Source organism: Vibrio clamense (genome assembly GCF_050337905.1).
Lineage (GTDB): Bacteria > Pseudomonadota > Gammaproteobacteria > Enterobacterales > Vibrionaceae > Vibrio > Vibrio cortegadensis.
In genome coordinates this window covers 416359-442227 of record NZ_JAKJTJ010000019.1, presented here as the reverse complement: position 1 = coordinate 442227, position 25869 = coordinate 416359, and the positions used below count along the sequence as shown (strand labels likewise).

Here is a 25869-nt window from a genome sequence, read left to right as displayed (position 1 = left end):
TGACCAGGCTTTGTGATTAGCTATTGTGACGCGTTACTGCAAATCATCGTATCCGCCAGCTTCTTTAAACCAAGCGGTCAGATAATGTTTTAAGTTTTTAAGTTCATCAGGGCCGATCAGCGCAAGTCCTAAATCTTCTGCACGAGTGATATCGTTATGGCGTAAAGGGCGGAAACTGACAAGCATTGCACGAGCTTGCAGGCCGCCGAGGAGATCGCGTAATGATTCAAGTTTGTAGAGGGTGTCATCCCCATCATCTCGCATGCCCTTGGTTTTACACTCGATAATATGCAGTTTGTTATTGACCACTGAGGCAACGTCTAATTCATTGCGAACTTCGCGCTCACCAAGGTTGCGATAAACTTGAACATTTAACGAACGGTCTTGGATTGTAGGCATTTCATCTTGGATCTGTTTCACCGTGCTATGAACTAGAGTTTCTAGCCATTCACCATTTGAGAAACGACGCGCATCCTCATTGGCAAAGGTAAGAATACCATTTTCATAGGTCGCGATATTGGCATCCACTAAGTCAGTCAGAAGCATGTTGAGCTCACGATAGCCTTGTTGCTTTTCCGATAGTGGCACATCAAGCTTCTGTTCTTTACGACAGGTTGTCGCTAAATAATTAAGCGTCGCTAATCCTGGGCCTAGCTCTAACGCATTTCCCGCCCAACGTTCACCAAGTTCGTAAAGTTTTTGATCAAGCTGCGGAGGCAGTTCGTGAGAGTTAAATTCACCACGAGCACCGAAAACAGTCAGGTAGTCATCAATGGTGATTCTATCTTGAACTTGTGCTTCTTCTTTTCCATCAGGGTAGAGCCAGCATAGCTTGTCGCTGTTTGGTTCAACAACAAAAATCGGCCAGTGATAAGAACGGAAAACTTCATAGACAGAAAGCAGGCGATGGCGTAGGCCACAACTCGCGTTGAGTTTCACTTCTCCGCCACGGGCTTTTAGATTTTGAGCCAGTGTTTGAATTGAGGCTTTAATGGCAGATGTATCGACTGCGGTCGGTATCTCAAAAAATTCAGAAGTGATCGAACGTTTCTCTAGAACGGCGTTTAGTCGATCATAGATATGTCTTTGATCATCATCTCCAATGAACACAATGTGAGTACTGATCGTTCGGTTATCAAGAAGCGGAGTGAGCAAGCGAATAGGGTCTTGATCGATGATGCCAACATGGACAGCCATAGGTATTCCTTAATGTCATATGGCCTGCCTAGAGTGAGGTATCAAAAGAAATTCGCAAGCCTTAGTAGACATATAATGCCGCAGCGTAAAAAAAACAAGGGCGACTTCATAGAAAAGTCGCCCTTAGTCAATAATTTACAGAACCTTTACAGACTTTATGTTTTTAATCGAACAATTGGCTCATACCAGTTACATTGAGCCCATTGTCGATTGATTCTCTATTACAACTTAAAGCGGTGTACTAATTCACCTTGCTGGTGGGCAAGTCCTGCTAAATTTTCACTGGCTTGTGCGATAGATGACATCGCTTGGTAGCTGGCATCGGCGATGTGATTAATATCTTCAATGTTTCTTGCAATGTCAGATGTCGTCTCATTTTGCTCTACCGCCGCTTGTGAGATATGAGTACTCATTTGGCTAATTTCCATAATCAGAGCTTGGATCTCTTCCATCGCACTATTAGCATTTGAAGCTTGCTCGACAGACATATCCATATCGTTCATACAGCCTTCAATCACCTTACCAGCAGATTTTGACGATGACTGAAGATTGCTGATCATCGTTTCAATCTCAGACGTAGATTCCGTTGTACGTTGCGCAAGTACCCGAACCTCATCCGCAACAACTGCAAAACCGCGTCCTTGTTCGCCCGCTCGAGCGGCTTCAATCGCGGCATTTAGAGCCAGAAGGTTGGTCTGTTCTGCAATGTTACGGATCACATCCAAAATAGAGCCAATTTGACTGCTCATTTTTTGCAATTCGCCAACAGCTTCTACAGACTCATTAAGGCGAGATTCTAATTGGTTAATAGTGGTGATGTTGTCGTTCATGATTTGACGGCCAGATTCAGATGCCGTTTCAACTTGTTGAACCATCTGTAAAGAGCTTTGCGCACTGCTCGCCACTTCTTGTACCGAGTGCGCCATTTCTGTCATCGCAGTGGCAACATTCGCTGTCTGTTCTCGCTGGTTGTTGAGCTGTTGCTGGGCATTCGTCGATGTTGTTTGGTTGGTTCCTGCCGTGTCGGTGAGGTTATCAGAGGCATCATTAAGCTTAACCAGAATATCGTGCAGGCTATCAGCAAGAGTATTAATGTGGCCGCTGACACGACTAAACTCTAGGCTGAATTTACCATCAATACGTTTGGTCATGTCACCTTCAGTGAGGCATTCCAGTACACTTAAAATGCTATTCAATGGAGTGCGAACGCTATGTGAAATATGGTAGCCAATTGCCGCAGCAAAGATGGTAACTAGAACTCCAATACTGATGGCCTTTATTACACCTTGGTCATAAACGTCGCCTGCTTCAGCTAATGATGAATTCAGTTTTTCTGAAGCCGTGACATTGAATGAATCTAAAATCAGCATGGCATTATCAATTTCAGCCGCGAGATTAGCGATATTTTCATAAAGAGCCTGCTTTGCAAGAAGGTAGTTATTGTGCTGATCAAGCACCCCACCTTTTTGGCCGACATCGCGTGTGAACTGCTTTACCGATTCATCAAAGGCATCTTTAAGTGATGGAAGCTGCGCGGTTAAACCACGGTATGCGTAATTAAGGTGAGTCACTGCTTTTTTGTTTTTCGTTACCGCCTTTTGAACAAATGCAGTATCTGAACTTGCTAAAGCATCTGAGGTGATCACTTCTGCATCTTTCAATTTAATGAAATAGCTCTTCGCCATCACTTTCACTGAGATGCTGGTTTGGTCGCTCACATACTCTTTCATACCGACACTCAGTTCTGAATGTAGACGCTGGAAGTTGCGCGAAGATTTTTGCACTTTTTCTTGAGCAGAGAACATCGATTCATAATTGTTCATAGCATCAGCGGCTTCAGCGAAGTAGCGCAATTCCATTTCTCGTAATTGCGTGATTCGCTCTGTTAATGAAGGGTCTTTGTTACTTGCGGCCTCTAATTGGGAGAGAACCTGAGAGAATTGATCTTTTGCCGTAGCGAACTCACCGCGAATGACGGTCATACGCTCATCACTTTGAGTCGTTAAGAAATCCTTAAAAGATTTATCTGCAGAAAGTAACTGCACACTGGTTTGATTAGATAACGAAACTAAGGGTAATGCTGTTTTCGATACAGTTTGAAAATTGGAATGAATCTGACTCATGCCATCCATCATTATCGCAATAGTAATGGCTAACATGAGGATTATCAGTGCAAAACCAGCGTACATTCGCTTTATCACTGAGCCTTTCATAAAACTCTCCCTAGAAATACAAAAAATAAAAAAAGACCAACAGTCTTCAAAATAACAAAATTGTTAGCATTGTATTGATAGTGAGACACACGTTCTTTGACGCACACGTCAAAAATATCCTCGCACTATTGATGTGATAGCGATTATTATAAATGAACAGTGTTTTCTATTGAGGTTTATTAATGCTTGGCGCATACTAACTAAGAGCAAATAGCATACTAATTGCGTAATAAACTTAAATATCTTGGAGAGCTTCAATGGCGGAAGAAACCATTTTCAGTAAAATCATTCGTAAAGAAATCCCGACAGATTTGTTGTACCAAGATGATCTCGTTACCGCATTTCGTGATATCAACCCACGTGCGCCAAGTCACATTCTGATCATCCCTAACAAACTCATCCCTACAACTAATGACGTCGAAGTCGAAGATGAAGCGATGATGGGGCGTATGTTTACGGTAGCAAAAAAACTCGCAAAAGAAGAAGGCATTGATGAAAAAGGTTACCGCTTGATCGTCAACTGCAACTCTCATGGTGGACAAGAGGTATACCATATTCACATGCATTTAGTGGGTGGTCGCCCATTGGGTCCGTTGTTGATGAGTTAATTTTTTAATGGTTGCCTAACTTTTTTGTTTTTCGACGGTCTCAACAAATCATCAGTCAACATAAACAATTGGCAACTATTATTCTTTAATGACCATACGAATAGAACTACAAATACAAATAGAGCTACAAATACAAACAGAACAATGGCGTGATAAGCCGGTAATTTGGAGAAATAAGTGAGACGACAGATTCGACTATTAGCAGTTTCGACAATGTCGATCATGATTTCAGCTTGTTCGACCTTGTCGGCTGGTAATCTTTTTAGTCATTACAGCGCTCAAAATAATGCGGTTCATCAAGCTGTTGCGACCGGACAGTATCAAAAAGCTGAAGATGCATTACCTGATTATGCCGCAGGTGACATTTTGGATAATTTTGAGAGAGGGCGAGTGCTCTTTCTTAATGAACAATTTCCAGAAAGTAAATCGAGTTTAGAGCTAAGTGATCGAGCGGTCAGAATTCAGCAAGATAAAGCAGTGATATCGGTGACCGATTCGGTCACGAGTGTCGGTGCATTAGCGGTTAATGATAATTTGACGGAGTACACCCCAGCAGATTATGAGTTGGGCTTTCTACATCTCTATCTTGGTTTGAACTATTTGAAAGAGAATAGTTTAGAAGGTGCATTGGTTGAAATGCGTCGCGCAAACCAAGTGCAAGAGCAAGCAAAAAAAATACGAGAAAAAGAGCTACAGTCGGCACAAAGTGATATTAGATCTAAAGGCTTGTCACCAAATTTAGGCAGTGTGCTGTCTAATTACCCAGACGCAGGGAAAAAGTTGCAAGCGGTGCAAAACGGTTATTTGCTGTTTTTGTCAGGCCTTCTTTACGAAGCGTCAAATGACCCCAATGCCGCCTATGTCGATTATCGACGAGCATTGGCCGTTATGCCTGAGAACACCGAAATTATTAATAATACGATTCGTTTAGCAAAGAGCCTAGGTATGAATCAAGACCTGGCTAAATTAACGAAGCGTTACGGCTCAGTTACGAAGTTAACCAGTAATCAAGGGCGAGTTATTGTCATTGAAGAGCAAGGCGTTGTTGATGCGATGCAAAGTTGGCGTTTAGATTTACCCATTTATGACAGTCGAAGTAATGGGGCGATCTACTCTTTAGCCTTGCCTTATTATCCTAAGCAAGCGTCAGAGCGATTTTCTGCCATGCATTTGGATAACAATCGCGTAAATACTAGCCAATTAGCTAATATTAACTTAATGGCGCAAAACGATCTTTCTGAAAGGTTGCCGAGCATCGTGATTCGCCAAGCACTCCGAGTAGTAGCTAAAGATAGGATCCGCAAAGAAGCTGCAAAAGGTGATGATGTTGGGAATTTATTGTTCAATGTTTGGAATGCGTTAACAGAGCAGCCAGATACGCGAAGCTGGCAAACTCTGCCAGCCGAAGTGAATAGTGCAAGCCAAATTGTTGCGGCAGGTGAGCACTCACTACAGGTTGATGGGCAGAGCTATCAGTTTAATGTACCTAAAGGTCAAACGACTTTGGTATGGGTATCTCGCCAAGGTGGAAATGCCATTATGTGGCATAAACAACTAGGGAGATTAAAATGAAGAGATGGTTATTGGGCATGCTAACAGCACTCATGTTAGTGGGCTGTGCGGATAATACTGCTGGGTTGCGAGTGGATGGCTTAACGCAGAAAGTGCTGTTTAGCGATCATGTACTGGGTGGTCGTTTGATTATCGATGATATTGCAACGACACAAGTTGATGGGCACACGCGAGGTGTCGTAAAACTCAGCAGTCAGTATAAAGGCGATCAGCATATTTTGTACCGCTTCTATTGGTATGACGATTCAGGGCTTGAAGTCAATTTGAAACAAGGTCCTTGGCGTCAGGCTGTTGTTCGAGGCTATGAAAGCTTTTCGATTTCAGAGGTTTCTGTCAACCCAAATGGCACCCAATATCGAGTTCAAATTCGAGCTTCAAACGACTAAATGTTTAAGGCGTTACCTTTAAATGTAACGCTTTAAACCGTAATTATTTAGATAAATGAGTACCCTTGGTGGATAAAGGAACCAATATGAAAAAAAGTGTGATTGCATTACTAGGTTTGGCCGTAATTCTTGGTGGCTGTTCAAATAAAGTTAGCTACGGTGATGCGCAGGCTACTGAAACAACAACCATTGATTTTGGTTCTACTGATTTACAAAAAATTGCTGGAGAAATGGTTGATAGCATGATGACGGCTGGTTCTGTCGCGGTTATTACACGTGACCAACGTCCAATCGTTTTTGTTGAGCGTATTAAGAACAAGACTAGTGAACATATTGATACTGAATCGATTACCGATACCATCAGCACCAAAATGCTAAATTCAGGTAAATTCCGTTTTGTTGATATGGACCGTGTTGAGTCGGTACGCGAACAGTTGAATTTCCAAAACAACGATGAACTTGTGAATCAAAGCAATGCGATTCAGTTTGGTAAAATGGTTGGTGCGCAGTACATGATGTACGGAAACCTATCGAGCATTGTTAAAAATGCAGGTAGCGATAAAGATGTTTACTACAAGATGACCATGCGTCTGATGGATCTAGAAACCGGTCTTATCGAATGGGCAGATGAAACTGAAATCCGTAAGCAAGAATCAAAAAGCTTACTGGGATTATAGTTAGAGATAATTCAAGTTAGATCCTACCTAAAGGAAGACATCTAGTGGCTAGATTTGCGTGGATTGAAGCTAAACAGCTCGATAATACCTTACAGTCACTTGATGACTTCTTTGTTACTCCGCCAGTGACGGTTCATACCTTAACTGGCGGATTGACGAATCGCTGCTGGAAGCTGATTACAGAGTCTGATCAGTCTTACGTGTGGCGTCCTCATACCTCCATTTCTCAAGCATTCTCTATTTCTCGTCATCAAGAGTTCCAAGTTCTTAGTGCTATTGAATCGACGCATTTAGGTCCAAAGCCTGTTCTAGTGAATGAGCAAGGGTTATTGGTCTCATTTGTTGAAGGCGAATGCATGTCTGCAGGCGCTTCGTTTGATTCCATTTTAAAAACGGCGGCAAGTATTCATCGATTTGATACTTCGGTACTGCCTCTGATCCCATTTAGTTTTACCGCAAGAGTGGATCACTACTGGATGCAACTTAGCCAAAATTTCAGAACGCCAGAGTTTGAGTCCGTCTATCAGCAGTGGCGCGGTGCACCGAATATTCCTGCTATCGAGCTTTCACTTTGCCATTTTGATTTAGGCTGCTACAACCTAGTTAAAACAGTAGAGGGAATAAAGGTTATTGACTGGGAGTATGCGACGATCTCAGATCCGAGGTTAGATTTAATGCTGACGATTGAAGCGGCGGAAGAGCCTGTGCTTGAGAGCGTTTATCGCTATTGTTTATTTAGACAGATTGCGGATGTAGATGGCTGGGTAGAAGGAGTACAAGCTTGGCAACCCCGAGTAAAAATGATGGGAATGCTATGGTACTTGCTTGCTCATCAGTTATGGGGAGATGAGCATTATTTGCACCAAGCTAATAAGTTAAGGCAAACATTCTGTAGTTAGGATCACTTTTCGAGATACTTATAGAGTAATTATTTAAGCTATCCCTTTAAAACCCTAGCTTTCATGGTAGATTGATATGAAGTGTACCAATATGGAACGGGAGAGGTACTATGATTATTTACCTACATGGCTTTGACTCAACAAGCCCAGGTAACCACGAGAAAGTGTTGCAGCTACAATTCATTGATGAAGATGTTCGTTTTATTAATTACAGCACGCAACATCCAAAACATGACATGCAACATCTGTTGAAAGAAGTGCATAAAGTCATTGAACAGTCAGACGATCCACATCCTATTATTTGTGGAGTAGGGCTTGGTGGCTTTTGGTCTGAACGCATCGGTTTTCTCTGCGGGATCAAACAGGTTATTTTTAACCCTAATCTGCACCCTGAGAGAAATATGGTTGGTCGCATTGACCGCCCAGAAGAGTATGAAGATATTGCGACAAAATGCGTTGAGCAATATCGGATGAAAAACAAAGATCGTTGCTTAGTTATTTTGACCAGTGAAGATGACGTACACGATAACAAGCAGACTGAAGCTGAGCTTAAAGATTACTACTCAATCATTTGGGACGAAACTCAAACGCATAAGTTTAAGAAAATCTCTCAACATCTACAAGCGATGAAAGCGTTCAAAGAAGCTTAGTTTAAGTTCTTAGGCTTGAAGCTTGGATTGTCCGTTTAGCTTTTAGCAAACAGAGAAGCCAGCGATATACAAATAGAACCTTCAGATAAAGCGGTGCTTAACGGGCATCGCTTTTTTATTAGCCAAAACCATGCAAATAATAATGAAATACAGTTAATCACTGGTTGCGATGAAAATTTGGCTCTATATAATGTCTAAACTATAAATATTTTGATAAATATCAAAAAAAGTTGAGAGTAAGTAAAAAACTTACCCATTTATTGTTCTTACCCCTTATTTTGGGCGTGAGAACCTTTGAAACCCAAACGTGAACAGTTTAAGAACAACCTCTAAACCCATTTCTGTGTGACAGAAAGACAAATAAAGAATTTATCGGTTGGAGTAATCGAGCCGAACACCATTTATTCATTTTTGTAGAGGATTATATCGTGACTCGAATTATCGTTGTTGGCGGTGGCGCTGGTGGTCTTGAATTGGCGACCAAATTGGGCCGAACTTTAGGCCGTAAAAATCGTGCTCAAATCACCCTTGTTGATCGCAAAGCAAGCCATTTGTGGAAACCGTTATTGCATGAAGTTGCAACAGGTTCACTGGATGCGGGTGTCGATGCTTTAAGCTATCGCGCACATGCAAAGAATCACCATTTCGACTTCCAAATGGGTAGCCTCGCGGATATTGATCGTGAGCGTAAAGTGGTTGTATTAAGCGAACTCACCGACGAACATGGCGAGCTATTAATGCCAAGCCGTGAAATTGAATATGACATTTTGGTGATGGCGATTGGCTCAACATCAAATGATTTCAATACACCAGGTGTTCGTGATAACTGTATTTTTCTTGATAGCCCAGAACAAGCACACCGTTTCCGTACCGAAATGAACAATCAGTTCCTAAAATTGCATGCTAAAAACGGTCAAGGCACGGTAGATATTGCTATTGTCGGTGCTGGTGCTACTGGGGTTGAACTAAGTGCTGAGCTTCATAACGCAGTCAAAGAGCTAAGAACATATGGTTTTGGCGATCTTGATTCAAGTAAACTAAACGTCAATTTAGTGGAAGCGGGTGAGCGCATTCTGCCAGCATTACCGCCACGAATCTCATCGGCAGCACACCAAGAGCTTGTTAATCTCGGCGTGACAGTTCGTACTGCTACTATGGTGACTGAAGCTGATGCAACAGGCTTAACAACCAAAGATGGCGATAAAATCTCGGCACAGATAATGGTTTGGGCTGCTGGTATCAAAGCGCCTGATTTCATTAAAGATATTGGCGGGCTTGAAACCAACCGCATTAATCAGCTAGTAGTAAAAAATACCCTACAAACGACTCGTGATGACAACATTTTTGTTATTGGCGACTTGGCTCAGTGTACCCAGCAAGATGGTAAGTTTGTGCCACCTAGAGCACAAGCGGCTCACCAAATGGCAAGTATGGCATTTACGAATATCGTTGCTAAGTTAAATGGAAAAGATCTTAAAGACTACGTTTATAACGATCATGGTTCGCTTGTATCGTTAAGTCGATTCTCAACGGTTGGCAGCTTAATGGGAAATTTAACCAAAGGTTCTATGATGGTTGAAGGACGCATTGCGCGAGTGGTTTATATCTCACTGTATCGGATGCACCAAGTGGCATTGCACGGATTTGTGAAAACTGGATTAATGATGCTAGTAGGTCGAATTAATCGAGTGTTACGTCCTAACTTAAAGCTGCATTAAGCGGTTGATCAAACCGGATCTTAATTGAATGAAGAGCTCTCTTGTGAGCTCTTTTTTTATTTTTATATTTTCAGCTGAAGTGACCTTAAATATGTAACGAACTTACCTATCTCTCGGGTATGAGTGAGTATACAACGCCAGCTTTAGGTTTGCCGTTAAAGAGGAAGCGGTTTCTAGCGACTCCTTCTTTTATTCCACCACATTGCTCAATTAATGCTTGGCTAGGCATATTATCTGGGTCACACACTATCTCTAGGCGGGTAAGCATTAATTTTGCAAAGCAGAACTCTGTTAGTGCGTTTAATGCTTCTTTCGCGTAGCCATGGCGCTGGTGTTTATCGAGAACCCAATAACCCATACTCGCCATATTAAAGGTGTGGTAGAACTCATTAATGGCAACCATACCGATAAGCGCTTGATCGGACTTTCGAAAGATACCAAACCCAAAAGAGGTCGCTTTCGCCCAGTTTAATCGTGTTGCCAGTAAAAATTGTCGGCTATCTTCGACTGAAAAGTGAGGAGTACACCAATCAATCCATTGATGCAGGGAGGGGGAGTGGGCAACCTCGGTAGCAAAAATTTCTTCTTCCGAGTGATCGATTAACCTTAAACATAACCTTTGGGTAATGATCTGAAAGTCAGGGCTCATACCTCTCCTTTTAAAAACAAATGGTCAAAAGGTATCGCCCTCAAAGTGTGAGGGCGATAGCGGAATACTTAAGTTTGGCTTGAGTCGAAATGTGGTGCCTATCTACGCTAACGTGTACTCGTTTGTTTTCAGCTTTTAGCTCTTTTAGCCTTTAGCTTAGATCCTAATAAATAGCCTCTCTACGAGTCTGTTTGCGCCACTTTTCTTACTTGAATAATCACGCCTAATAATGGGTTGTCTAAATAGTGAGTTTCACTGCTGCGCATGCGACGTTTTTGCTTCATACGGTAGCTTTTCAAGAACTCCTCAACTTCAATCGTAGGTGAGATATTCTCTAAATTGCCAATTTGAACATTTGACTCTACTTCTAATGGGTCATCCGAAGTGAGATCAACTTGTTTAGCTTCAATCGTAACCTCTCTGACACTCGGTGCTTTTAGATCTAAGGTTGTATCGGCATACAAGTAATGCTGCACATAAACTTGCAGCTTTCCATCAAGCTCATAGAGTGGTTGGTCAATGGTCTCTTCAGTTATGCTGTCAGAAGACAAGCTTTGATCAACAAAAGCGATTTTTTCAGACCCATCGGTATTAAATTTAGCAGAGTAATCTTTGCCACCTTGAATATGGAAAACAGGGGCTGCAGATTTGCCTTCATCACCTTGTCGCCAAGCGGTATGCAGCAATACTTTAAAGCCCGCATGTTTTTTCAGTGCGTTACGTTGGTCGGTGAGTTGATATTCACTCGCTGGCAGCATGGTTACGCCTTTTTTGCTGCGGTACTCCGAATTTTGGAAATCGCCAACGTTATCCATTTTGATTGAGGGTAGTTGATTTGGCCAAGATTCATTGACCTGTTCAGCATCTACCGCACGTTTAAAAATGATCACTTCTATGTCAAATTGTCTCTGAGCCAAACTTGGCAAAGAGACAAAAAGAAGCAGTAGTGGGATCAGTATTCTCATTTTGACTCCAGTCATAGATACATACTCTCTACGTATCTCGTTTCAATAGTTTAATTACCGTGAGGCTTGCCGCTCTCGAATCACGATAAGCGCAAGCCTCTGGATTGCAAGCCATTAACTTAAGCTGGTATTAACTTAAGCTGGCATTAAATTTTGCCGAAATTCATTTAACAGATCTGCGATGAACTGAATTCGTTTACGTCTATCAACCAATGGTATCGTAAACTTCAGTTTAGTGGGTCCTTCCATTGCAAATTTTTGTGGTTGAGATTGCAATAGTTTAACCAAATACATTGGATTTATGTCAGCATCTGGATAGAACTCAATGTATCCACCTTTATCGTGGGCTTCAATTTTCTTCACTTTAATTGGGGCCGCTGCGACTTTCAGTTCAGAAACAGAAAGCAGGTTCTTCGTGGCATCAGGAAGAAGCCCGAATCGGTCAATCAGTTCGACTTTAAGCTCTGAAAGATCGGAGGCAGACGACACACTTGCGATACGTTTATACATCGAAAGACGAGTATTCACATCGGGAATATACTCATCAGGTAATAAGGCCGGAATCCGCATTTCCACTTCTGTTTGTTCACGAAGCAGATCATCGAGTGATGGCTCTTTCCCCTCTTTTAATGCTTCAACCGCTTGTTCAAGCATCTCCATATATAAACTAAACCCAATGGATTGAATTTGACCACTTTGCTCATCACCGAGGAGTTCACCTGCGCCACGTATCTCTAAATCGTGAGTTGCCAGAGTAAAACCAGCCCCGAGATCTTCAAGAGAGGCGATGGCATCTAAACGCTTAATGGCATCTTTTGTCATCGCTTTAGGGTGAGGAGTGAGCATATAAGCATAAGCTTGGTGATGTGAACGCCCAACACGACCACGAAGTTGGTGCAATTGAGCTAAACCTAAGCTATCAGCACGATCCATGATGATGGTGTTCGCGGTGGGAACGTCGATTCCAGTTTCAATGATCGTTGTACAGACCAATAAGTTGAATCGTTGGTGGTAAAAATCATTCATGATCTTTTCCAATTCACGTTCACGCATCTGCCCATGAGCCACGGTTACGCGTGCTTCAGGGATTAACTTCTCTAAATCGGCCGCCACTTTCTCAATGGTGTCGACTTGGTTGTGCAGGAAGTAAACTTGACCACCGCGCATTATTTCACGCAAAACTGCTTCACGAATCACGGTGTCGTCGCTTTCACGAACAAAGGTCTTAATGGCGAGACGCCTTGCGGGTGGTGTCGCGATAATTGATAGGTCACGCATCCCACTCATTGCCATATTCAGCGTTCTAGGGATTGGCGTTGCGGTGAGTGTTAAAATATCCACATCAGCACGCATCGCTTTGACTTTTTCTTTTTGTCTTACACCAAACCTGTGCTCTTCATCGACGACCAACAAGCCTAAATCTTGGAATGAAATACTGCTTGAAAGTAACTTATGAGTGCCGATCAGAATGTCGACTTTACCTTCTGCGGTATCCGCGAGAATTTGTTTCTGTTCTTTAGCACTTTTGAATCGAGATAATACTTCAACTCGAATCGGTTGGTTAGCAAAACGGTCTCGGAAATTTTCGAAATGTTGCTGAGCAAGCAGGGTTGTAGGAACTAATACTGCGACTTGCTTATTGTTGTCTGTGCATACAAAAGCTGCACGCATGGCGACTTCTGTTTTACCAAAACCTACATCACCACAGACTAGACGATCCATTGCTTTGGCTTGGCACATATCCGACATCACAGCGTTAATCGCCATCGCTTGATCTTCGGTTTCATCAAATGGGAAACCAGCTTTGAATGTGGCGTACTGGCCTCGATCTAATGCAAATTTGTGACCGGGTTTAAGTTCTCTTTTTGCGTATACATCAAGAAGCTCAGCGGCAACATCTCGCACTTTTTCGGCGGCACGTTTTCGAGCCTTAACCCAAGCATCGCCACCTAACTTATGCAGTGGCGCGGTCTCTTCTGCACCACCTGAGTATCGCCCAATCAGATTAAGTGAGGCGACAGGCACATAAAGCTTGGCATCATTTTGATACTCCAGCGTTACGTACTCGGTGAGCATTCCGCCCGCTTCAAGAGTTTGGAGGCCAATAAAGCGGCCGATACCGTGATCAATATGAACGACGGGCTGGCCTGCTTTTAGCTCGGCTAAATGGCGAATGACCGTATCGCTATTGACCGCTTTTTTATCTTTTTTGCGTCGTTGAATAACGCGATCGCCTAATAAATCACTTTCGCAAATAAAGGCAATGTTCTTTTCTGGTTGAGTGTCGTCACGGTAGGAGAAACCATGTTCAGCCGAGCCTAATACTAAATTGAACTTATCTTTTGAGGCCAGCGCGTGAGCAAAGCTCTCTGTTTCAATCGGGCGTAACTTTATCTGCTGCAATAACTCGGTAAGTGCTTCTCGTCGACCTTCCGATTCAACGGAAAAAATAATCTTACCTTGATAGGTCTCACTGAATTTACGTAAAGCCGCTAGAGGTTCTTTGTTGTTGTGCTGCACGGCTAAATCGGGAAGTGATTCAATTGGCAGGTTAATACGACCCTGTTTAGCGGTGATTTCATCAATGTGAAGCTGAACTTGAGGGTGAAGTTTAAAGCGGCTGAAAAGCTCATCTTTCTTCATCCACAGCTGCGAAGGTTCAAGCAACGGTCTTAGCGGATCTATTTTCCGTTGGTCATAACGGTGATCAACATCCGCTAAGAAAGTATCAATGGACGTTTCAAGATCGCCGATAGTGATGAGTTGACTGCCTTCGGCAATGTAATCAAATAAGGTTTCTGTCTCATCGAAGAAGAGTGGTTGCCAATACTCGATGCCCGCTGGCCATGTTCCTTTTGATACTTGCATATAAATGGATTCAGGTTCACGACGGGTTTCAAACTGTTGACGCCAGCGAATACGAAAATCTTCGATGGCAGTTTCAGTGGTCGGAAACTCGTGCGCTGGCAKCAGTCTTATTTCGCTGATGTCCTCTTTTGAACGCTGGTTTTCTGGGTCAAACGTTCTAATCGTGTCTATTTCATCATCGAAGAAATCGATTCTGTAAGGGTCGTGACTGCCCATAGGAAACAGATCGATGATCGAACCTCTGTTTGCGTACTCACCAGGACCGAAAACTTGATCAACGTGGCGATAACCAGATTTCTCAAGCTGCAAACGTAATTTTTCAAGAGAAAACAGATCGCCTGCTTTCACCATCAAGGTGTGCTGCATTAAGAAATCACGCGGAGATTGTCGCTGAAGTAATGTGCTGATTGGCACTATGGTGATACCAGACGTTTGGGTCGGTAACTGATACAGGTGCGCAATGCGGTCTGAAATTATCTCTTGATGCGGTGAAAAATTGTCGTAAGGAAGCGTTTCCCAATCAGGAAAAAGAGATACTTGCGCAGAGGTGAACTGCTCAATTTCAGCGAGTAATTTAAGTGCGATTTGGGGATCGGGGACCGCAAGCAAAGTATGGCTATCGTGTTGCTCTGCAAGCTCCGCAATGGCAAGGGCGAGTGCGGAACCTTGTAGGTTGCCTATGTGTTTTTTATCGCCCATCCCTTTCGGGTTAATGAGAGAAAGAAGTGCTGATTTTGTCATGATGCTGGATACTTATTTGTTTTCTCGATCTAAAGAACGTTGGCGCAGCAATTTTTGCTGTTGATATAGTGCAGCTTTGATGAGTAAGTCCTGATCTGAATCTCTAAGTAGATCATATTTCATCTGAATTTCATGGGTACCATTGTCTGCCTCTTTTACGCTGGTGACACTAGCATAACAGTAGATTGCAGCAGGAGGGTGTTCAAGAAAGAGTTTTGCTCGGACCACTTGACCAACCGCAAGAGGCTGCTGTGCTAAATAGGTGAACTGACTGGCTCCAAAGCTTAATGTTTGACCACGAAATTCTGCTTGGTCTTGCTGAGACAACATAAATGTCAGGAGTAAGTTGAGTTTGGTATTTTGTGTATCAAGCAAATTGATTACATGCTTAAAATCGTTATTTTTTAGTTCAGAACGTGCATTCTCAGTTAGCTGATCAAGCTGGCTAAATTCACTCGCAACAATAAATGGTGCGGGAATTTCTGCAACAAACTGCGTCATTGATGGCAGAGTATAATCCGCAGCCAGTGGCTCTATATTGACCGTCAAGCTGTGATGAACAGTAAAAAAATCGTTTTGTGTCATACTCTACTTCCTTCTAGTTAACCTATTGATTATCGTCATGTAGGCTAACTAATCAAGATAAGTTACATTTATCAGCGCGATATGAGTCGTTTTGATAAGAAGTTAACAAATTAGAGCTACACTCATCGAGCGTTTACCGTTACATTATCTCGCATAACTTATTGTTGGTTTTGACTATGTTTCACCCCATTTCCCTATTTATCGGCTTGCGTTATTTAAGAGGTCGATCTGGAGACAGATTTAGCCGTTTTGTCTCTTATATGTCTACTGCGGGTATCACCATTGGTGTGATGTCTTTAGTGACGGTACTTTCCGTTATGAATGGCTTCGAAGCTCAGCTCAAAGAACGAATTTTAGGGGTTCTGCCACAGGCTGTGATTTCTCAAACAGATGGAAAAACGCCGCGCTTGGATGAGTCTCCTGAGTTTATTCGCCAGTTATCTAAGGATAAGCATGTTGAGCCGATTGTTCGCAGTGAAGCGGTTATTCAGAGTTCATCTCAGCTTTCTGCGGGTATGTTGATTGGTATTGAGCCGACGGATAATGATCCGATTCAAGACTATTTGATTGCAGGCCGGTTAAGTAACCTGAAAGCGGGCGAGTATCGAGTCTTCGTTGGTCATACTTTGGCGCGTTCGCTCAATGTGTCGGTAGGAGACAGAGTTCGTTTGATGGTGACAAGCGCAAGTCAGTTTACGCCTTTAGGTCGGATGCCGAGTCAACGTAACTTTACGGTTGCGGGTATATTCAATACTGGCTCTGATGTTGATGCTCAACTAATGGTTTCGCATATACAAGATGCGGGTCGATTGATGAAGTTTAAGCGTGACACGATCTCAGGCTGGCGTCTGTTTTTTGATGACCCATTCTCAGTTTCAGCGCTTTCCAATACGCCATTGCCTGACGGTTGGGTGTGGAGTGATTGGCGTGAACAACGTGGTGAGCTATTTCAAGCGGTTCGGATGGAAAAAAACATGATGGGCTTAATGCTCGGGCTGATCATCGGTGTCGCAGCGTTTAATATTATTTCTGCGTTAATTATGGTCGTTATGGAAAAACAAGCCGAGGTCGCGATTTTAAAAACCCAGGGTATGACCAATGGCCAGATTCTGTCGATATTTATGGTGCAAGGTGCGAGTAGTGGTGTCATCGGTGCATTAACCGGGGGGGCCTTAGGTGTCTTGCTTGCTGATAACTTGAACCCACTGCTGGAAGGTATGGGGGTGGCTCTATTTACATTTGGCGGGCAGTTACCCGTTCTTATTAATCCTGTTCAAATTATGATTGTAGTGGTGCTTGCGATTGTACTTAGTCTGCTTGCGACGCTTTTTCCATCTTATCGTGCATCTTCTGTTAAACCTGCTGAGGCCCTCAGATATGAATAATCTTTTACAATGTCGTGCTGTCCGTAAAACCTATCGTGAGGGTTCGTTAGATACAGAGGTACTTAAAGGCGTCAGTTTTGATATCGATAAAGGGGAGTTAGTCTCTATTATTGGTACATCCGGCTCTGGAAAAAGTACGTTGTTGCATGTCTTAGGGGCTCTAGATGATGCGACTGAAGGCAAGGTGACTTTTCTGGATCATGACCTCGCGACGTTAAGCTCGAATAAGCAAGCGAAAGTGCGAAATCGTCATTTGGGGTTTGTTTATCAATTTCATCACCTTCTTTCTGATTTTTCTGCGTTAGAAAATGTGGCGATGCCGTTATTAATTGGTGGCATGAAGTCGTCAGAAGCTAAAGCGGCGGCGCAACAACTGCTGGAGAAAGTAGGATTAAGCCATCGTGTTGATCACCGTCCATCAGAGCTCTCTGGCGGTGAACGTCAGCGTGTTGCGATTGCCAGAGCATTAGTGAATAAACCTGATTTAGTCTTGGCAGACGAACCTACGGGTAATTTGGATCACAACACGGCGTTGGCGATTTATGATTTGATGCGAGAGTTGAATAAAGAGTCGGGGACGGCTTTTCTTGTCGTGACTCATGATGGCGAATTAGCCGGAAAAATGAATCGCCAACTTCATATGCGTGACGGCCTTTTGGTTGACGTAAATCAGGAGGCGCAATAGGTGTTTCCTTCTTTATCGTTACTGATTGGCGGTCGATTTAGCCGCGCCAAACAACGTAATAAACTTGTGTCATTTATTTCTCTCTCTTCAACCATTGGAATTGCGGTGGGTGTCGCGGTGATCATTATTGGTTTATCGGCGATGAATGGTTTTGAAAGAGAGTTGCAATCTCGCGTGCTGTCAGTGATCGCCCATGGTGAGCTGGAAGGTGTAAATAAGCCCATTGGTGAGTGGCAAAATGTCATTAAACAGGCGACGAGCCACGACAAAGTGCAAGCGGCAGCACCATACATTCGTTTAACGGCTCTGGCTGAAAAAGGGCAACAGTTAAAAGCGATTGAAGTGCGGGGTATTGACCCTCAAATGGAACAAGCCGTTTCAAGTTTACCGCAATTTATCGAACCACAAGCATGGGCTCATTTCGTTCCGGGAGAGCAGCAAACTATTTTAGGTAAAGGAGTGGCTGATAAGCTGGGTGTTAAGGTTGGAGATTACCTGACTTTGATGATCCCTACGGCTAACGGTTCGATAAAGGTGCAAGCGCCAAAACGTGTGCGAGTAAAAGTGACAGGATTACTTTCACTTAATGGTCAAATTGATCATAACTTAGCCTTAGTGCCACTTTCCGACGCACAGCAATATGCAAACCTTGGGAAGGGCGTAACGGGTGTGTCTTTAAAAGTCAGTGATGTACTTAATGCGGCTTCGATTGTGCGTCAAGTCGGCGGGTCTCTTGATGTCTACGTTTATCTACGCAGTTGGCAGCAGAAATATGGATTTCTTTATCGTGATATCCAGTTAGTGCGAACCATTATGTATTTAGTGATGGTATTAGTGATTGGTGTTGCCTGCTTTAATATTGTGTCTACATTGATGATGGCAGTTAAAGATCGAGCAGCAGAGATTGCCATTTTAAGGACAATGGGGGCAACAGATGGCTTGGTTAAACGAATTTTTGTTTGGCAGGGCGTCTTTTCCGGCGTTTTCGGTAGTCTGATAGGAAGCGTGGTTGGTGTGATTGTCGCGTTGAATTTAACGCCACTGATCAAAGGGCTAGAGTCACTTGTGGGGCATCAATTTTTGTCTGGTGATATCTACTTTGTGGATTTTTTGCCATCCCAGTTAGTTTTCCAAGACGTACTATTAGTGTCAGGTACTGCGATTGTGCTTAGTTTACTGGCAACTTGGTATCCGGCATCGCGAGCGAACAAATTGAATCCTGCGTCTGTATTAAGCGCGAAGTAAGCCTTGTATACCGAGCTCAATTATAATGTTCTTAATTGTTATGCCTTTACTTTTTATGAACAAAGGCATTAGAAGCGAAAAGCAATCGATCAAAAAAGGACCTAAATAGGTCCTTTTTCATTTCGGTTAGACAGTGACTTTCATGTCTATAAATAGATGTCTCGCATTTCTAACACTTCATTGGTTTTAAATACGATGTCAGCCTGAGCTGATACATGAATAGCTTTATAGTTGGCTTATCTTGCTTGGCGTTTGCGCCAACTTCTGACAACAGAATAGCGCCATAAACCGCGAATACCAAAGTAACCAGCCATAGCAGATAAGACACCACATACCATGCAGCCAAGTAAGAATGGAGGACCGATAGTATGCATCTGCGCAATGATGAAGTCCCACGATAGCTCAAAATGAAACGCTTGTGGCGGTACGTGCATTAAAAATGCTCCGAGCTTGTAAGCGAAATAGAATAGAACTGGCATCGTTATTGGGTTACTGATCCAAACGAGAGCAACAGCGAGTGGAAGATTCACTCCACACAAAATCGCGAGCCCAGCCGACATGATCATTTGGCTTGGTAATGGTACAAACGCCATGAAAAGTCCTACAGCAAATGCACCAGCAGCAGAGCGTCGGTTCAGACACCACAGATTAGGGTTATACAGAACGTTACCAAAAATTTTTAGCGCTTTCTGGCGTTTAATCACCTCATGATTTGGCATAAAACGCTTAATGAATTTTCTTGGCATAAGGGAAAATGACTCTCTTTCAATATAGTTGGATTCTATTTTCATTTTCGGCAACGGCAGTTTCAGCGGTTCTTTGGCTTGAGATACCCGCTTGGATCTGGCTTGTTCCGAGCATCATTGCCATCTTAAGCATACGCTTTAAGTATAGGCAGTGGTGGTTCGTTATCGGCATCTTATTAGGGGTAATATTAATCATACTCCATGGAAATGCCCTAAAGTTGCAGACAAATGTGCTTTTCCAAAGCAGCGAGAATATTACCATAAAAGGGCAAGTTGACAGCTCTTTTAAGCAAATAAGTTATGGTTATGAAGGTTCCTTTGTAGTCAGATCAATTAATGGTCAAACTTTAAACTATTTGCAGCGGCCTACTATCCGTATTCTGACGCCCATTAAGCTTCAACTTGATGATGTCGCTAAGTTTCAGGTCACGATAAAGCCTATTTACGGCCAGTTGAATGAGGCTGGGTTTGATCAAGAGTCGTACTACGTGAGTCAGCGTTTAGTTGCAAAAGCCGTAGTTAAAGCAAACAGCGTTTATATGGTTCATTCACAGACATCGATGAGAAGTTGGCTGCTTCAACGGGTTGAAAGTCAAATCGAGCGTTTGCCTAACTTTTCTCTAATCATGGCTTTAGCATTTGGCGAACGAGACAACATCTCCAATGATTTATGGGAAAAATTAAAAAATAGCGGCTTAATTCATTTGGTGGCGATTTCAGGGCTTCATATCGGCATTGCTTATTCAATAGGGTACTTTGTCGGCAAAGTGTGCCGACTGTTTCATTCTCGGTGGTTGTGGCTCCCAGTATTTATGGCTATCAACTTTGCATATTGTTATGCGTGGCTCGCGGGTTTTACACTCCCGACTCAAAGAGCTTTTCTGATGTGCCTTATCCTGAGCTTATGTTTGTTGAGCCGAGTGCAGCTTTCCTCATGGCTGTTGTTACTCACAACTTTAGCGATTGTGCTTACAGTGAATCCATTTGCGGCATTGTCCAATAGTTTTTGGATGTCTTTTGGGGCAGTCATTGCTATCTATTTGGCGTTATCTAAGCGCCCTACCCAGAGCAATGTCATTATCACTCTTATCTTTGCTCAGCTGTATTTATTGATATTTATGACACCCATAACCATTTTCTTCTTTGGCGGTATGAGTGTGAGCAGTGCGTTATATAACCTCTTTTTTGTACCTTGGTTTAGCTTGGTCGTTGTTCCGCTGTTGTTCGCGTGCTTGATGCTAACGGTTGTCGCCCCATCTTTCAGTGATGAAGCATGGTGGGCTGTTGATAAAGCATTAGAATTGATGATTTGGGCCATTCAATACGCAGATCTTACTTGGTTATCTGTTTCGCGAGAAGTGGCTCAATTGATACTGTATTTAACGCTAATGTTTACGTGTTCAACGCTATTTTCGGGTCGGGTTAACGTTCTATTATTGGCAGTATATCTATCATGGGTTAGCTTCAATGATGATGATTTACGCTGGCGGATGGACATTTTAGATGTGGGCCATGGGTTAGCCATTGTTATTGAAAAAGAGGGCAAAGTTATTCTTTACGATACTGGAAAGGCGTGGATAGGTGGCAGTATTGTTGAGTCTGTTGTTCACCCCGTTCTGACGTCTCGGGGCATTTCAGGTATTGATGGGTTAATACTCAGTCATTTAGATTCTGATCATGCTGGTGGCCGATATCAGGTTGACTCAAAGCTGTCTCCGCTCTGGCGTCGAGCAAGCCAAAATATAGAGGGTTATCAGAGTTGTAAGAAGGGGGATCATTGGCAATGGCAGGGTTTGATGTTTGACGTTGTCTGGCCTCCGAAACAAGTGAGCCGATCATTCAATCCTCACTCTTGTGTGATTAGAATCTCAGATGAAAGAAGTGGCGTTAAAGTGTTACTCACTGGCGATGTGGATGCTGTGAGCGAATGGATATTGCGGCGTAAACCCGATCTACTTGCCAGTGATATTATGATTGTCCCACATCATGGCAGTATCACATCATCGACAATGGGCTTTTTGAATGCAATTAAACCTCAATTAGCGGTGGCATCCCTAGATAAAGGAAGTCGATGGAAAATGCCAGCCGATCAAGTACTAGCCAACTACCAAAAAATAGGGAGCGACTGGCTCGATACTGGACATTCAGGGCAAGTATCGCTGTTTTTTTATTCAAACGGATGGAAAGTCAGGAGTTTAAGAGGGGAAGGTAACCAAGCATGGTATAGGCAGATGCTGCGTAAGGGAGTAGAATAGAAGGAATATTCTCAGTAAATAAAGTATATCCATGTCTGAACTACAAGATGAAAACACTTGGCACACCTTTAAACGACTTTGGGCTTATATTCGTCAATATAAGACAGGGCTTGCTGCGGCCGTAGTCGCGCTTGTTATAAGTGCCGTTGCGGATACCTACATGATTTCACTGCTCAAACCTTTACTTGATGAAGGGTTTGGTAACGCTGAATCTGATTTCTTGAAAATATTACCTTTTATTATTTTCGCGATGATGTTTATTCGTGGTTTAAGTGGGTTTGTCTCAACATACTGTTTGAGTTGGGTTTCGGGCAATGTGGTCATGCTTATTCGCCGTAAGGTTTTTAATCATTTCATGCATATGCCAGTGAGCTTTTTTGATAAAGAATCAACAGGCGGTTTGCTTTCCAGAATTACTTACGATACTGAGCAAGTCGCTGGAGCCACGAGTCGTGCATTGGTGAGTATTGTTCGCGAAGGCGCGAGTATTATTGGTTTATTGGTTTTGATGTTTTGGAATAGCTGGCAGCTATCTTTAGTTCTGTTAGTCGTTGCACCTATTGTTGCTTGGGGAATTGGATATGTCTCAAAACGTTTCCGTAGGATCTCAAAAAATATGCAAACAGCGATGGGTGAAGTGACATCTTCAGCAGAACAGATGCTAAAAGGCCATAAAGTTGTTTTGAGCTATGGTGGCCAAAATATAGAGAAAGAGCGTTTCGATGCGGTGAGTAATCAGATGCGGCAACAATCGATGAAGCTTGTTGCCGCCCAAGCCGTTGCAAACCCAGTTATTCAGATGATTGCTTCTATTGCTTTAGTGAGCGTACTGTTTCTTGCCAGCGTCGACTCGATTAAAGACGAACTCACGGCGGGTACCTTTACCGTTATCTTCTCGGCAATGTTTGGTTTAATGCGTCCGTTAAAAGCGTTGACCAACGTAACGTCAATGTTCCAACGCGGTATGGCTGCGTGCCAAACACTGTTTTCTTTGATGGATTTAGAAACTGAAAAAGATGACGGGAAATTGGTTGTCGATAAGCCTAAAGGGATTGTTGAAGTTAAGAATATTGACTTTACATACCAAGGAAACGAAAAACCGGCGTTATCAAATGTAAGCTTTGTTATCCCACAAGGGAAAACCGTAGCATTAGTCGGACGTTCTGGTTCAGGTAAAAGTACAATTGCGAATTTGTTTACCCGTTTTTATGATGTCGACTCTGGTTCAATCTGTTTGGACGATCACGATATTCGAGATTATAGCTTGAAGAATTTACGTGAGCACTTTGCTTTGGTATCACAAAACGTACACCTGTTTAACGACACGATAGCTAATAATATTACTTATGCCGCTGATGTAGAGTATTCACGTGAGCAGATAGAACATGCCGCTAAGCAAGCTCATGCAATGGAGTTTATTGATGGTATGGAACTCGGACTAGATACCATTATTGGTGAAAATGGTGCAAGTTTGTCTGGTGGGCAGCGACAACGTATTGCCATCGCCCGTGCATTACTGCGTGATGCTCCGGTTCTTATTCTTGATGAAGCAACGTCGGCATTGGATACGGAATCTGAACGTGCGATTCAAGCGGCGCTAGAAGAGTTACAGAAAAACAAAACCGTGTTGGTGATTGCTCACCGATTGTCGACGATTGAAAGCGCGGATGAAATTCTTGTCGTGGATGAGGGTGAAGTTATCGAACGTGGTTCGCACTATGATCTGATTAGCAAAGATGGTGCTTATGCACAATTACACCGCATTCAGTTTGGTGATTAACAGCAATGGCGCAAAATGTGATTGAAAAGGTATGGTTTGAAAATCATCCACTCAAATATCTGTTATGGCCTTTGCTATGGCCTCTGAGTCTTGTATTCAAAAGGATTAGCTCAGCACGTCGGAAAGAATTTTCAGACGGTAAAAAGCAATCCTATAAAGCGCCTATCCCTGTTATTGTGGTTGGAAATATCACGGCTGGTGGGAATGGAAAAACACCAGTTGTCATTTGGTTGGTTGAGCAACTTCAACAGCTAGGTTATAAGCCAGGCGTCGTTTCTAGAGGTTATGGGGGTAAGGCTCCAAGCTACCCTTTAACTGTTGAAGGTTCAACCCCGGCAGAGCATAGTGGCGATGAGCCTCGATTGATCTACCGACGCACAGGCGCTCCTGTTGCCGTTGCGCCAATTCGGTCTGATGCTGTGAAAGCATTGTTACCGCTCGATGTGAATGTCATTGTCACCGATGATGGACTACAACACTATGCGTTGGAGCGAGATGTCGAGTTTGTGATTGTCGACGGTATGCGACGATTTGGTAATCAGCAGTTAATCCCATTAGGTCCGTTGCGTGAAGGTATTGAGCGGTTAGATGAGGTTGATTTTGTCGTTACGAATGGTGGCTCAGCTCAAGAAAGTGAAATGGCAATGACCTTAACACCTAGCTTGGCTGTTAATTTAGTTACTGGGCAAAAAATGCCAGTCAGTCAACTGAAGAAGTTAGTGGCGTTTGCCGGAATTGGTCATCCCCCTCGTTTTTTCGCCACTCTTAAAACTTTGGGTGCAGATCTATGTCACACCCAAGGTTTTGCTGATCACCAAGATTTTAAAATTTCAGAATTAGAAACCCTAGATAGAATGGGTTTGAACGTTATAATGACAGAAAAAGATGCTGTGAAATGTGATACTTTTGCGAAAGAAAACTGGTGGTACTTACCGGTTTCTGCGCAATTTAAAACTCATGATGAACAGCGTATTTTGAACAAAATAGAAGAGGTAATGGAACACTATGGATCATCGTCTGCTTGAGATTGTGGCTTGCCCTGTTTGTAAAGGTAAACTCACTTTTGATAAAGAAAACCAAGAATTGGTCTGTAAAGTTGACCGTTTGGCTTATCCGATTAAAGAAGGGATTCCGGTTCTATTAGAGCCTGAAGCTCGTACCATGTCTATGGATGAGGGGCGTTAATGTCGTTTACCGTTGTAATACCAGCTCGTTACCAATCATCTCGCTTACCGGGAAAACCGTTGGCTGATATTGGTGGGAAGCCGATGATTCAGTGGGTGTATGAGCAGTCAATCCAAGCTGGTGCAGAGCGCGTGATTATCGCGACGGATGATGCGCGAGTGGAAGCCGCAGTCAACCAGTTTGGTGGCGTGGTGTGCATGACCTCACCAGATCATGAGTCGGGCACTGAGCGCTTAGCGGAAGTTGTTCAACGAATGGATATCCCTGATGATCACATTATTGTGAATGTGCAAGGTGATGAACCTCTGATCCCACCAAGTATTATTACTCAAGTTGCGAATAATCTGGCAAACAGCACGGCACCAATGGCAACCTTAGGTGTTGAAATCACTGAGGAAGCGGAAGTTTTTAATCCAAACGCAGTGAAAGTGGTAACGGATAAAGATGGCTACGCGCTATATTTTAGCCGAGCAACGATCCCATGGGATCGTGATAACTTTGCTGACAGCGAAAACAAGACGATCGCACAACCATTATTACGACATATTGGTATTTATGCGTACCGTGCAGGGTTTATTAACACTTACATTAACTGGCAGCCAAGTGCACTAGAGAAAATTGAGTGTTTAGAGCAATTACGTGTGCTTTGGTATGGAGAGAAAATCCATGTTGAAGTCGCAAAAGAAGCACCAGCAGCGGGCGTTGATACGCCTGAAGATTTGGATGCAGTAAGAGCTATTATCGCAAACCGATAATTTTCGCTTCGTTCTTTTTGATTGAAAGATTTGAATAGCGAAAAAACCTCGGCAGTTATGATCAACTGTCGAGGTTTTTTGTTTCATTGCTTTAATAAGTTAATG

Annotated in this window: 23 protein-coding genes; 15 read left to right on the top strand and 8 right to left on the bottom strand. The window is 43.0% G+C overall.

The genetic code is table 11. The annotated features are described in order from the left end of the window. Window positions 1-33: 33 nt before the first annotated feature. On the bottom strand, window positions 34-1197 hold the full coding sequence (locus L4C39_RS04920; protein WP_171756601.1) for a DUF1887 family protein: 1164 nt from the start codon (window positions 1195-1197) through the stop codon (window positions 34-36). Between the two features lie 221 nt (window positions 1198-1418). After that, window positions 1419-3410 carry a methyl-accepting chemotaxis protein gene (locus L4C39_RS04915; RefSeq protein ID WP_429744782.1) on the bottom strand — a complete coding sequence of 664 codons (1992 nt, stop codon included), beginning with the start codon at window positions 3408-3410 and terminating at the stop codon, window positions 1419-1421. Between the two features lie 257 nt (window positions 3411-3667). Here L4C39_RS04915 and hinT point away from each other — a divergent pair, with 257 nt between their 5' ends. From hinT to L4C39_RS04880, 7 genes are all read left to right on the top strand, one after another. Further along, on the top strand, window positions 3668-4018 hold the full coding sequence (hinT, locus tag L4C39_RS04910) for a purine nucleoside phosphoramidase (protein ID WP_017054478.1): 351 nt from the start codon (window positions 3668-3670) through the stop codon (window positions 4016-4018). 243 nt (window positions 4019-4261) lie between these two features. Next, window positions 4262-5590: a COG3014 family protein gene (locus L4C39_RS04905; protein WP_429744835.1), complete on the top strand. Its 1329-nt coding sequence runs from the start codon at window positions 4262-4264 to the stop codon at window positions 5588-5590. Continuing rightward, window positions 5587-5976 carry a YcfL family putative periplasmic lipoprotein gene (locus L4C39_RS04900; RefSeq protein WP_171756599.1) on the top strand — a complete coding sequence of 130 codons (390 nt, stop codon included), beginning with the start codon at window positions 5587-5589 and terminating at the stop codon, window positions 5974-5976. The genes L4C39_RS04905 and L4C39_RS04900 overlap by 4 nt, the downstream gene beginning before the upstream one ends. Before the next feature lie 86 nt (window positions 5977-6062). After that, complete coding sequence (lpoB, locus tag L4C39_RS04895) at window positions 6063-6653, top strand: penicillin-binding protein activator LpoB (protein ID WP_017054475.1); 591 nt, start codon at window positions 6063-6065, stop codon at window positions 6651-6653. A 44-nt stretch (window positions 6654-6697) separates the two neighbouring features. Then, window positions 6698-7552 carry a phosphotransferase gene (locus L4C39_RS04890; protein ID WP_429744779.1) on the top strand — a complete coding sequence of 285 codons (855 nt, stop codon included), beginning with the start codon at window positions 6698-6700 and terminating at the stop codon, window positions 7550-7552. Between the two features lie 110 nt (window positions 7553-7662). Further along, window positions 7663-8202, top strand: a complete 540-nt coding sequence (gene ycfP, locus L4C39_RS04885) for an alpha/beta hydrolase YcfP (protein WP_113797547.1) — start codon at window positions 7663-7665, stop codon at window positions 8200-8202. A 428-nt stretch (window positions 8203-8630) separates the two neighbouring features. Further along, window positions 8631-9920: an NAD(P)/FAD-dependent oxidoreductase gene (locus tag L4C39_RS04880; RefSeq protein WP_171756598.1), complete on the top strand. Its 1290-nt coding sequence runs from the start codon at window positions 8631-8633 to the stop codon at window positions 9918-9920. Window positions 9921-10026: 106 nt separating this feature from the next. Here the strand turns inward: L4C39_RS04880 and L4C39_RS04875 are convergent, their stop codons facing one another. The 4 genes from L4C39_RS04875 to L4C39_RS04860 all read right to left on the bottom strand — a co-directional run bounded on the left by L4C39_RS04875 (window position 10027) and on the right by L4C39_RS04860 (window position 15728). After that, window positions 10027-10569: a GNAT family N-acetyltransferase gene (locus L4C39_RS04875; RefSeq protein WP_429744777.1), complete on the bottom strand. Its 543-nt coding sequence runs from the start codon at window positions 10567-10569 to the stop codon at window positions 10027-10029. Window positions 10570-10748: 179 nt separating this feature from the next. Continuing rightward, window positions 10749-11534 carry a peptidoglycan binding protein CsiV gene (locus tag L4C39_RS04870; protein WP_017054272.1) on the bottom strand — a complete coding sequence of 262 codons (786 nt, stop codon included), beginning with the start codon at window positions 11532-11534 and terminating at the stop codon, window positions 10749-10751. A 135-nt stretch (window positions 11535-11669) separates the two neighbouring features. Further along, the gene (mfd, locus tag L4C39_RS04865; RefSeq protein ID WP_429744775.1) at window positions 11670-15143 is read right to left on the bottom strand and encodes a transcription-repair coupling factor; all 3474 of its coding nucleotides are present in this window, start codon (window positions 15141-15143) and stop codon (window positions 11670-11672) included. 12 nt (window positions 15144-15155) lie between these two features. Continuing rightward, window positions 15156-15728 carry a hypothetical protein gene (locus L4C39_RS04860; protein ID WP_017054274.1) on the bottom strand — a complete coding sequence of 191 codons (573 nt, stop codon included), beginning with the start codon at window positions 15726-15728 and terminating at the stop codon, window positions 15156-15158. Window positions 15729-15904: 176 nt separating this feature from the next. Between L4C39_RS04860 and lolC the strand changes: the two genes are divergently transcribed. From lolC to lolE, 3 genes are read left to right on the top strand one after another with little or no spacing between them, the layout of a single operon-like run. Next, complete coding sequence (gene lolC / locus L4C39_RS04855) at window positions 15905-17113, top strand: lipoprotein-releasing ABC transporter permease subunit LolC (RefSeq protein ID WP_113797540.1); 1209 nt, start codon at window positions 15905-15907, stop codon at window positions 17111-17113. After that, window positions 17106-17798 (top strand): lipoprotein-releasing ABC transporter ATP-binding protein LolD, encoded by a 693-nt coding sequence (gene lolD / locus L4C39_RS04850; protein ID WP_429744772.1) that lies wholly within the window; start codon window positions 17106-17108, stop codon window positions 17796-17798. Before lolC ends, lolD begins: the two co-directional genes overlap by 8 nt. Further along, window positions 17799-19043 carry a lipoprotein-releasing ABC transporter permease subunit LolE gene (gene lolE, locus L4C39_RS04845; protein ID WP_136993727.1) on the top strand — a complete coding sequence of 415 codons (1245 nt, stop codon included), beginning with the start codon at window positions 17799-17801 and terminating at the stop codon, window positions 19041-19043. Between the two features lie 236 nt (window positions 19044-19279). Here the strand turns inward: lolE and L4C39_RS04840 are convergent, their stop codons facing one another. Next, on the bottom strand, window positions 19280-19789 hold the full coding sequence (locus L4C39_RS04840; RefSeq protein ID WP_017054278.1) for a DUF2062 domain-containing protein: 510 nt from the start codon (window positions 19787-19789) through the stop codon (window positions 19280-19282). Between the two features lie 19 nt (window positions 19790-19808). Further along, the gene (locus tag L4C39_RS04835; protein WP_240697112.1) at window positions 19809-19985 is read right to left on the bottom strand and encodes a hypothetical protein; all 177 of its coding nucleotides are present in this window, start codon (window positions 19983-19985) and stop codon (window positions 19809-19811) included. Here L4C39_RS04835 and L4C39_RS04830 point away from each other — a divergent pair. From L4C39_RS04830 to kdsB, 5 genes are read left to right on the top strand one after another with little or no spacing between them, the layout of a single operon-like run. Further along, window positions 19903-22044 carry a DNA internalization-related competence protein ComEC/Rec2 gene (locus L4C39_RS04830; protein ID WP_429744833.1) on the top strand — a complete coding sequence of 714 codons (2142 nt, stop codon included), beginning with the start codon at window positions 19903-19905 and terminating at the stop codon, window positions 22042-22044. The two genes, L4C39_RS04835 and L4C39_RS04830, sit on opposite strands and share 83 nt — an antisense overlap. 31 nt (window positions 22045-22075) lie before the next feature. Further along, on the top strand, window positions 22076-23824 hold the full coding sequence (msbA, locus tag L4C39_RS04825; protein ID WP_429744770.1) for a lipid A ABC transporter ATP-binding protein/permease MsbA: 1749 nt from the start codon (window positions 22076-22078) through the stop codon (window positions 23822-23824). A gap of 17 nt (window positions 23825-23841) precedes the next feature. Beyond that, the gene (lpxK, locus tag L4C39_RS04820; protein ID WP_429744831.1) at window positions 23842-24849 is read left to right on the top strand and encodes a tetraacyldisaccharide 4'-kinase; all 1008 of its coding nucleotides are present in this window, start codon (window positions 23842-23844) and stop codon (window positions 24847-24849) included. Next, window positions 24830-25009 carry a Trm112 family protein gene (locus tag L4C39_RS04815; RefSeq protein WP_017054282.1) on the top strand — a complete coding sequence of 60 codons (180 nt, stop codon included), beginning with the start codon at window positions 24830-24832 and terminating at the stop codon, window positions 25007-25009. The genes lpxK and L4C39_RS04815 overlap by 20 nt, the downstream gene beginning before the upstream one ends. Then, window positions 25009-25764 carry a 3-deoxy-manno-octulosonate cytidylyltransferase gene (gene kdsB / locus L4C39_RS04810; RefSeq protein WP_429744768.1) on the top strand — a complete coding sequence of 252 codons (756 nt, stop codon included), beginning with the start codon at window positions 25009-25011 and terminating at the stop codon, window positions 25762-25764. Before L4C39_RS04815 ends, kdsB begins: the two co-directional genes overlap by 1 nt. The last annotated feature ends 105 nt before the right edge of the window (window positions 25765-25869 follow it).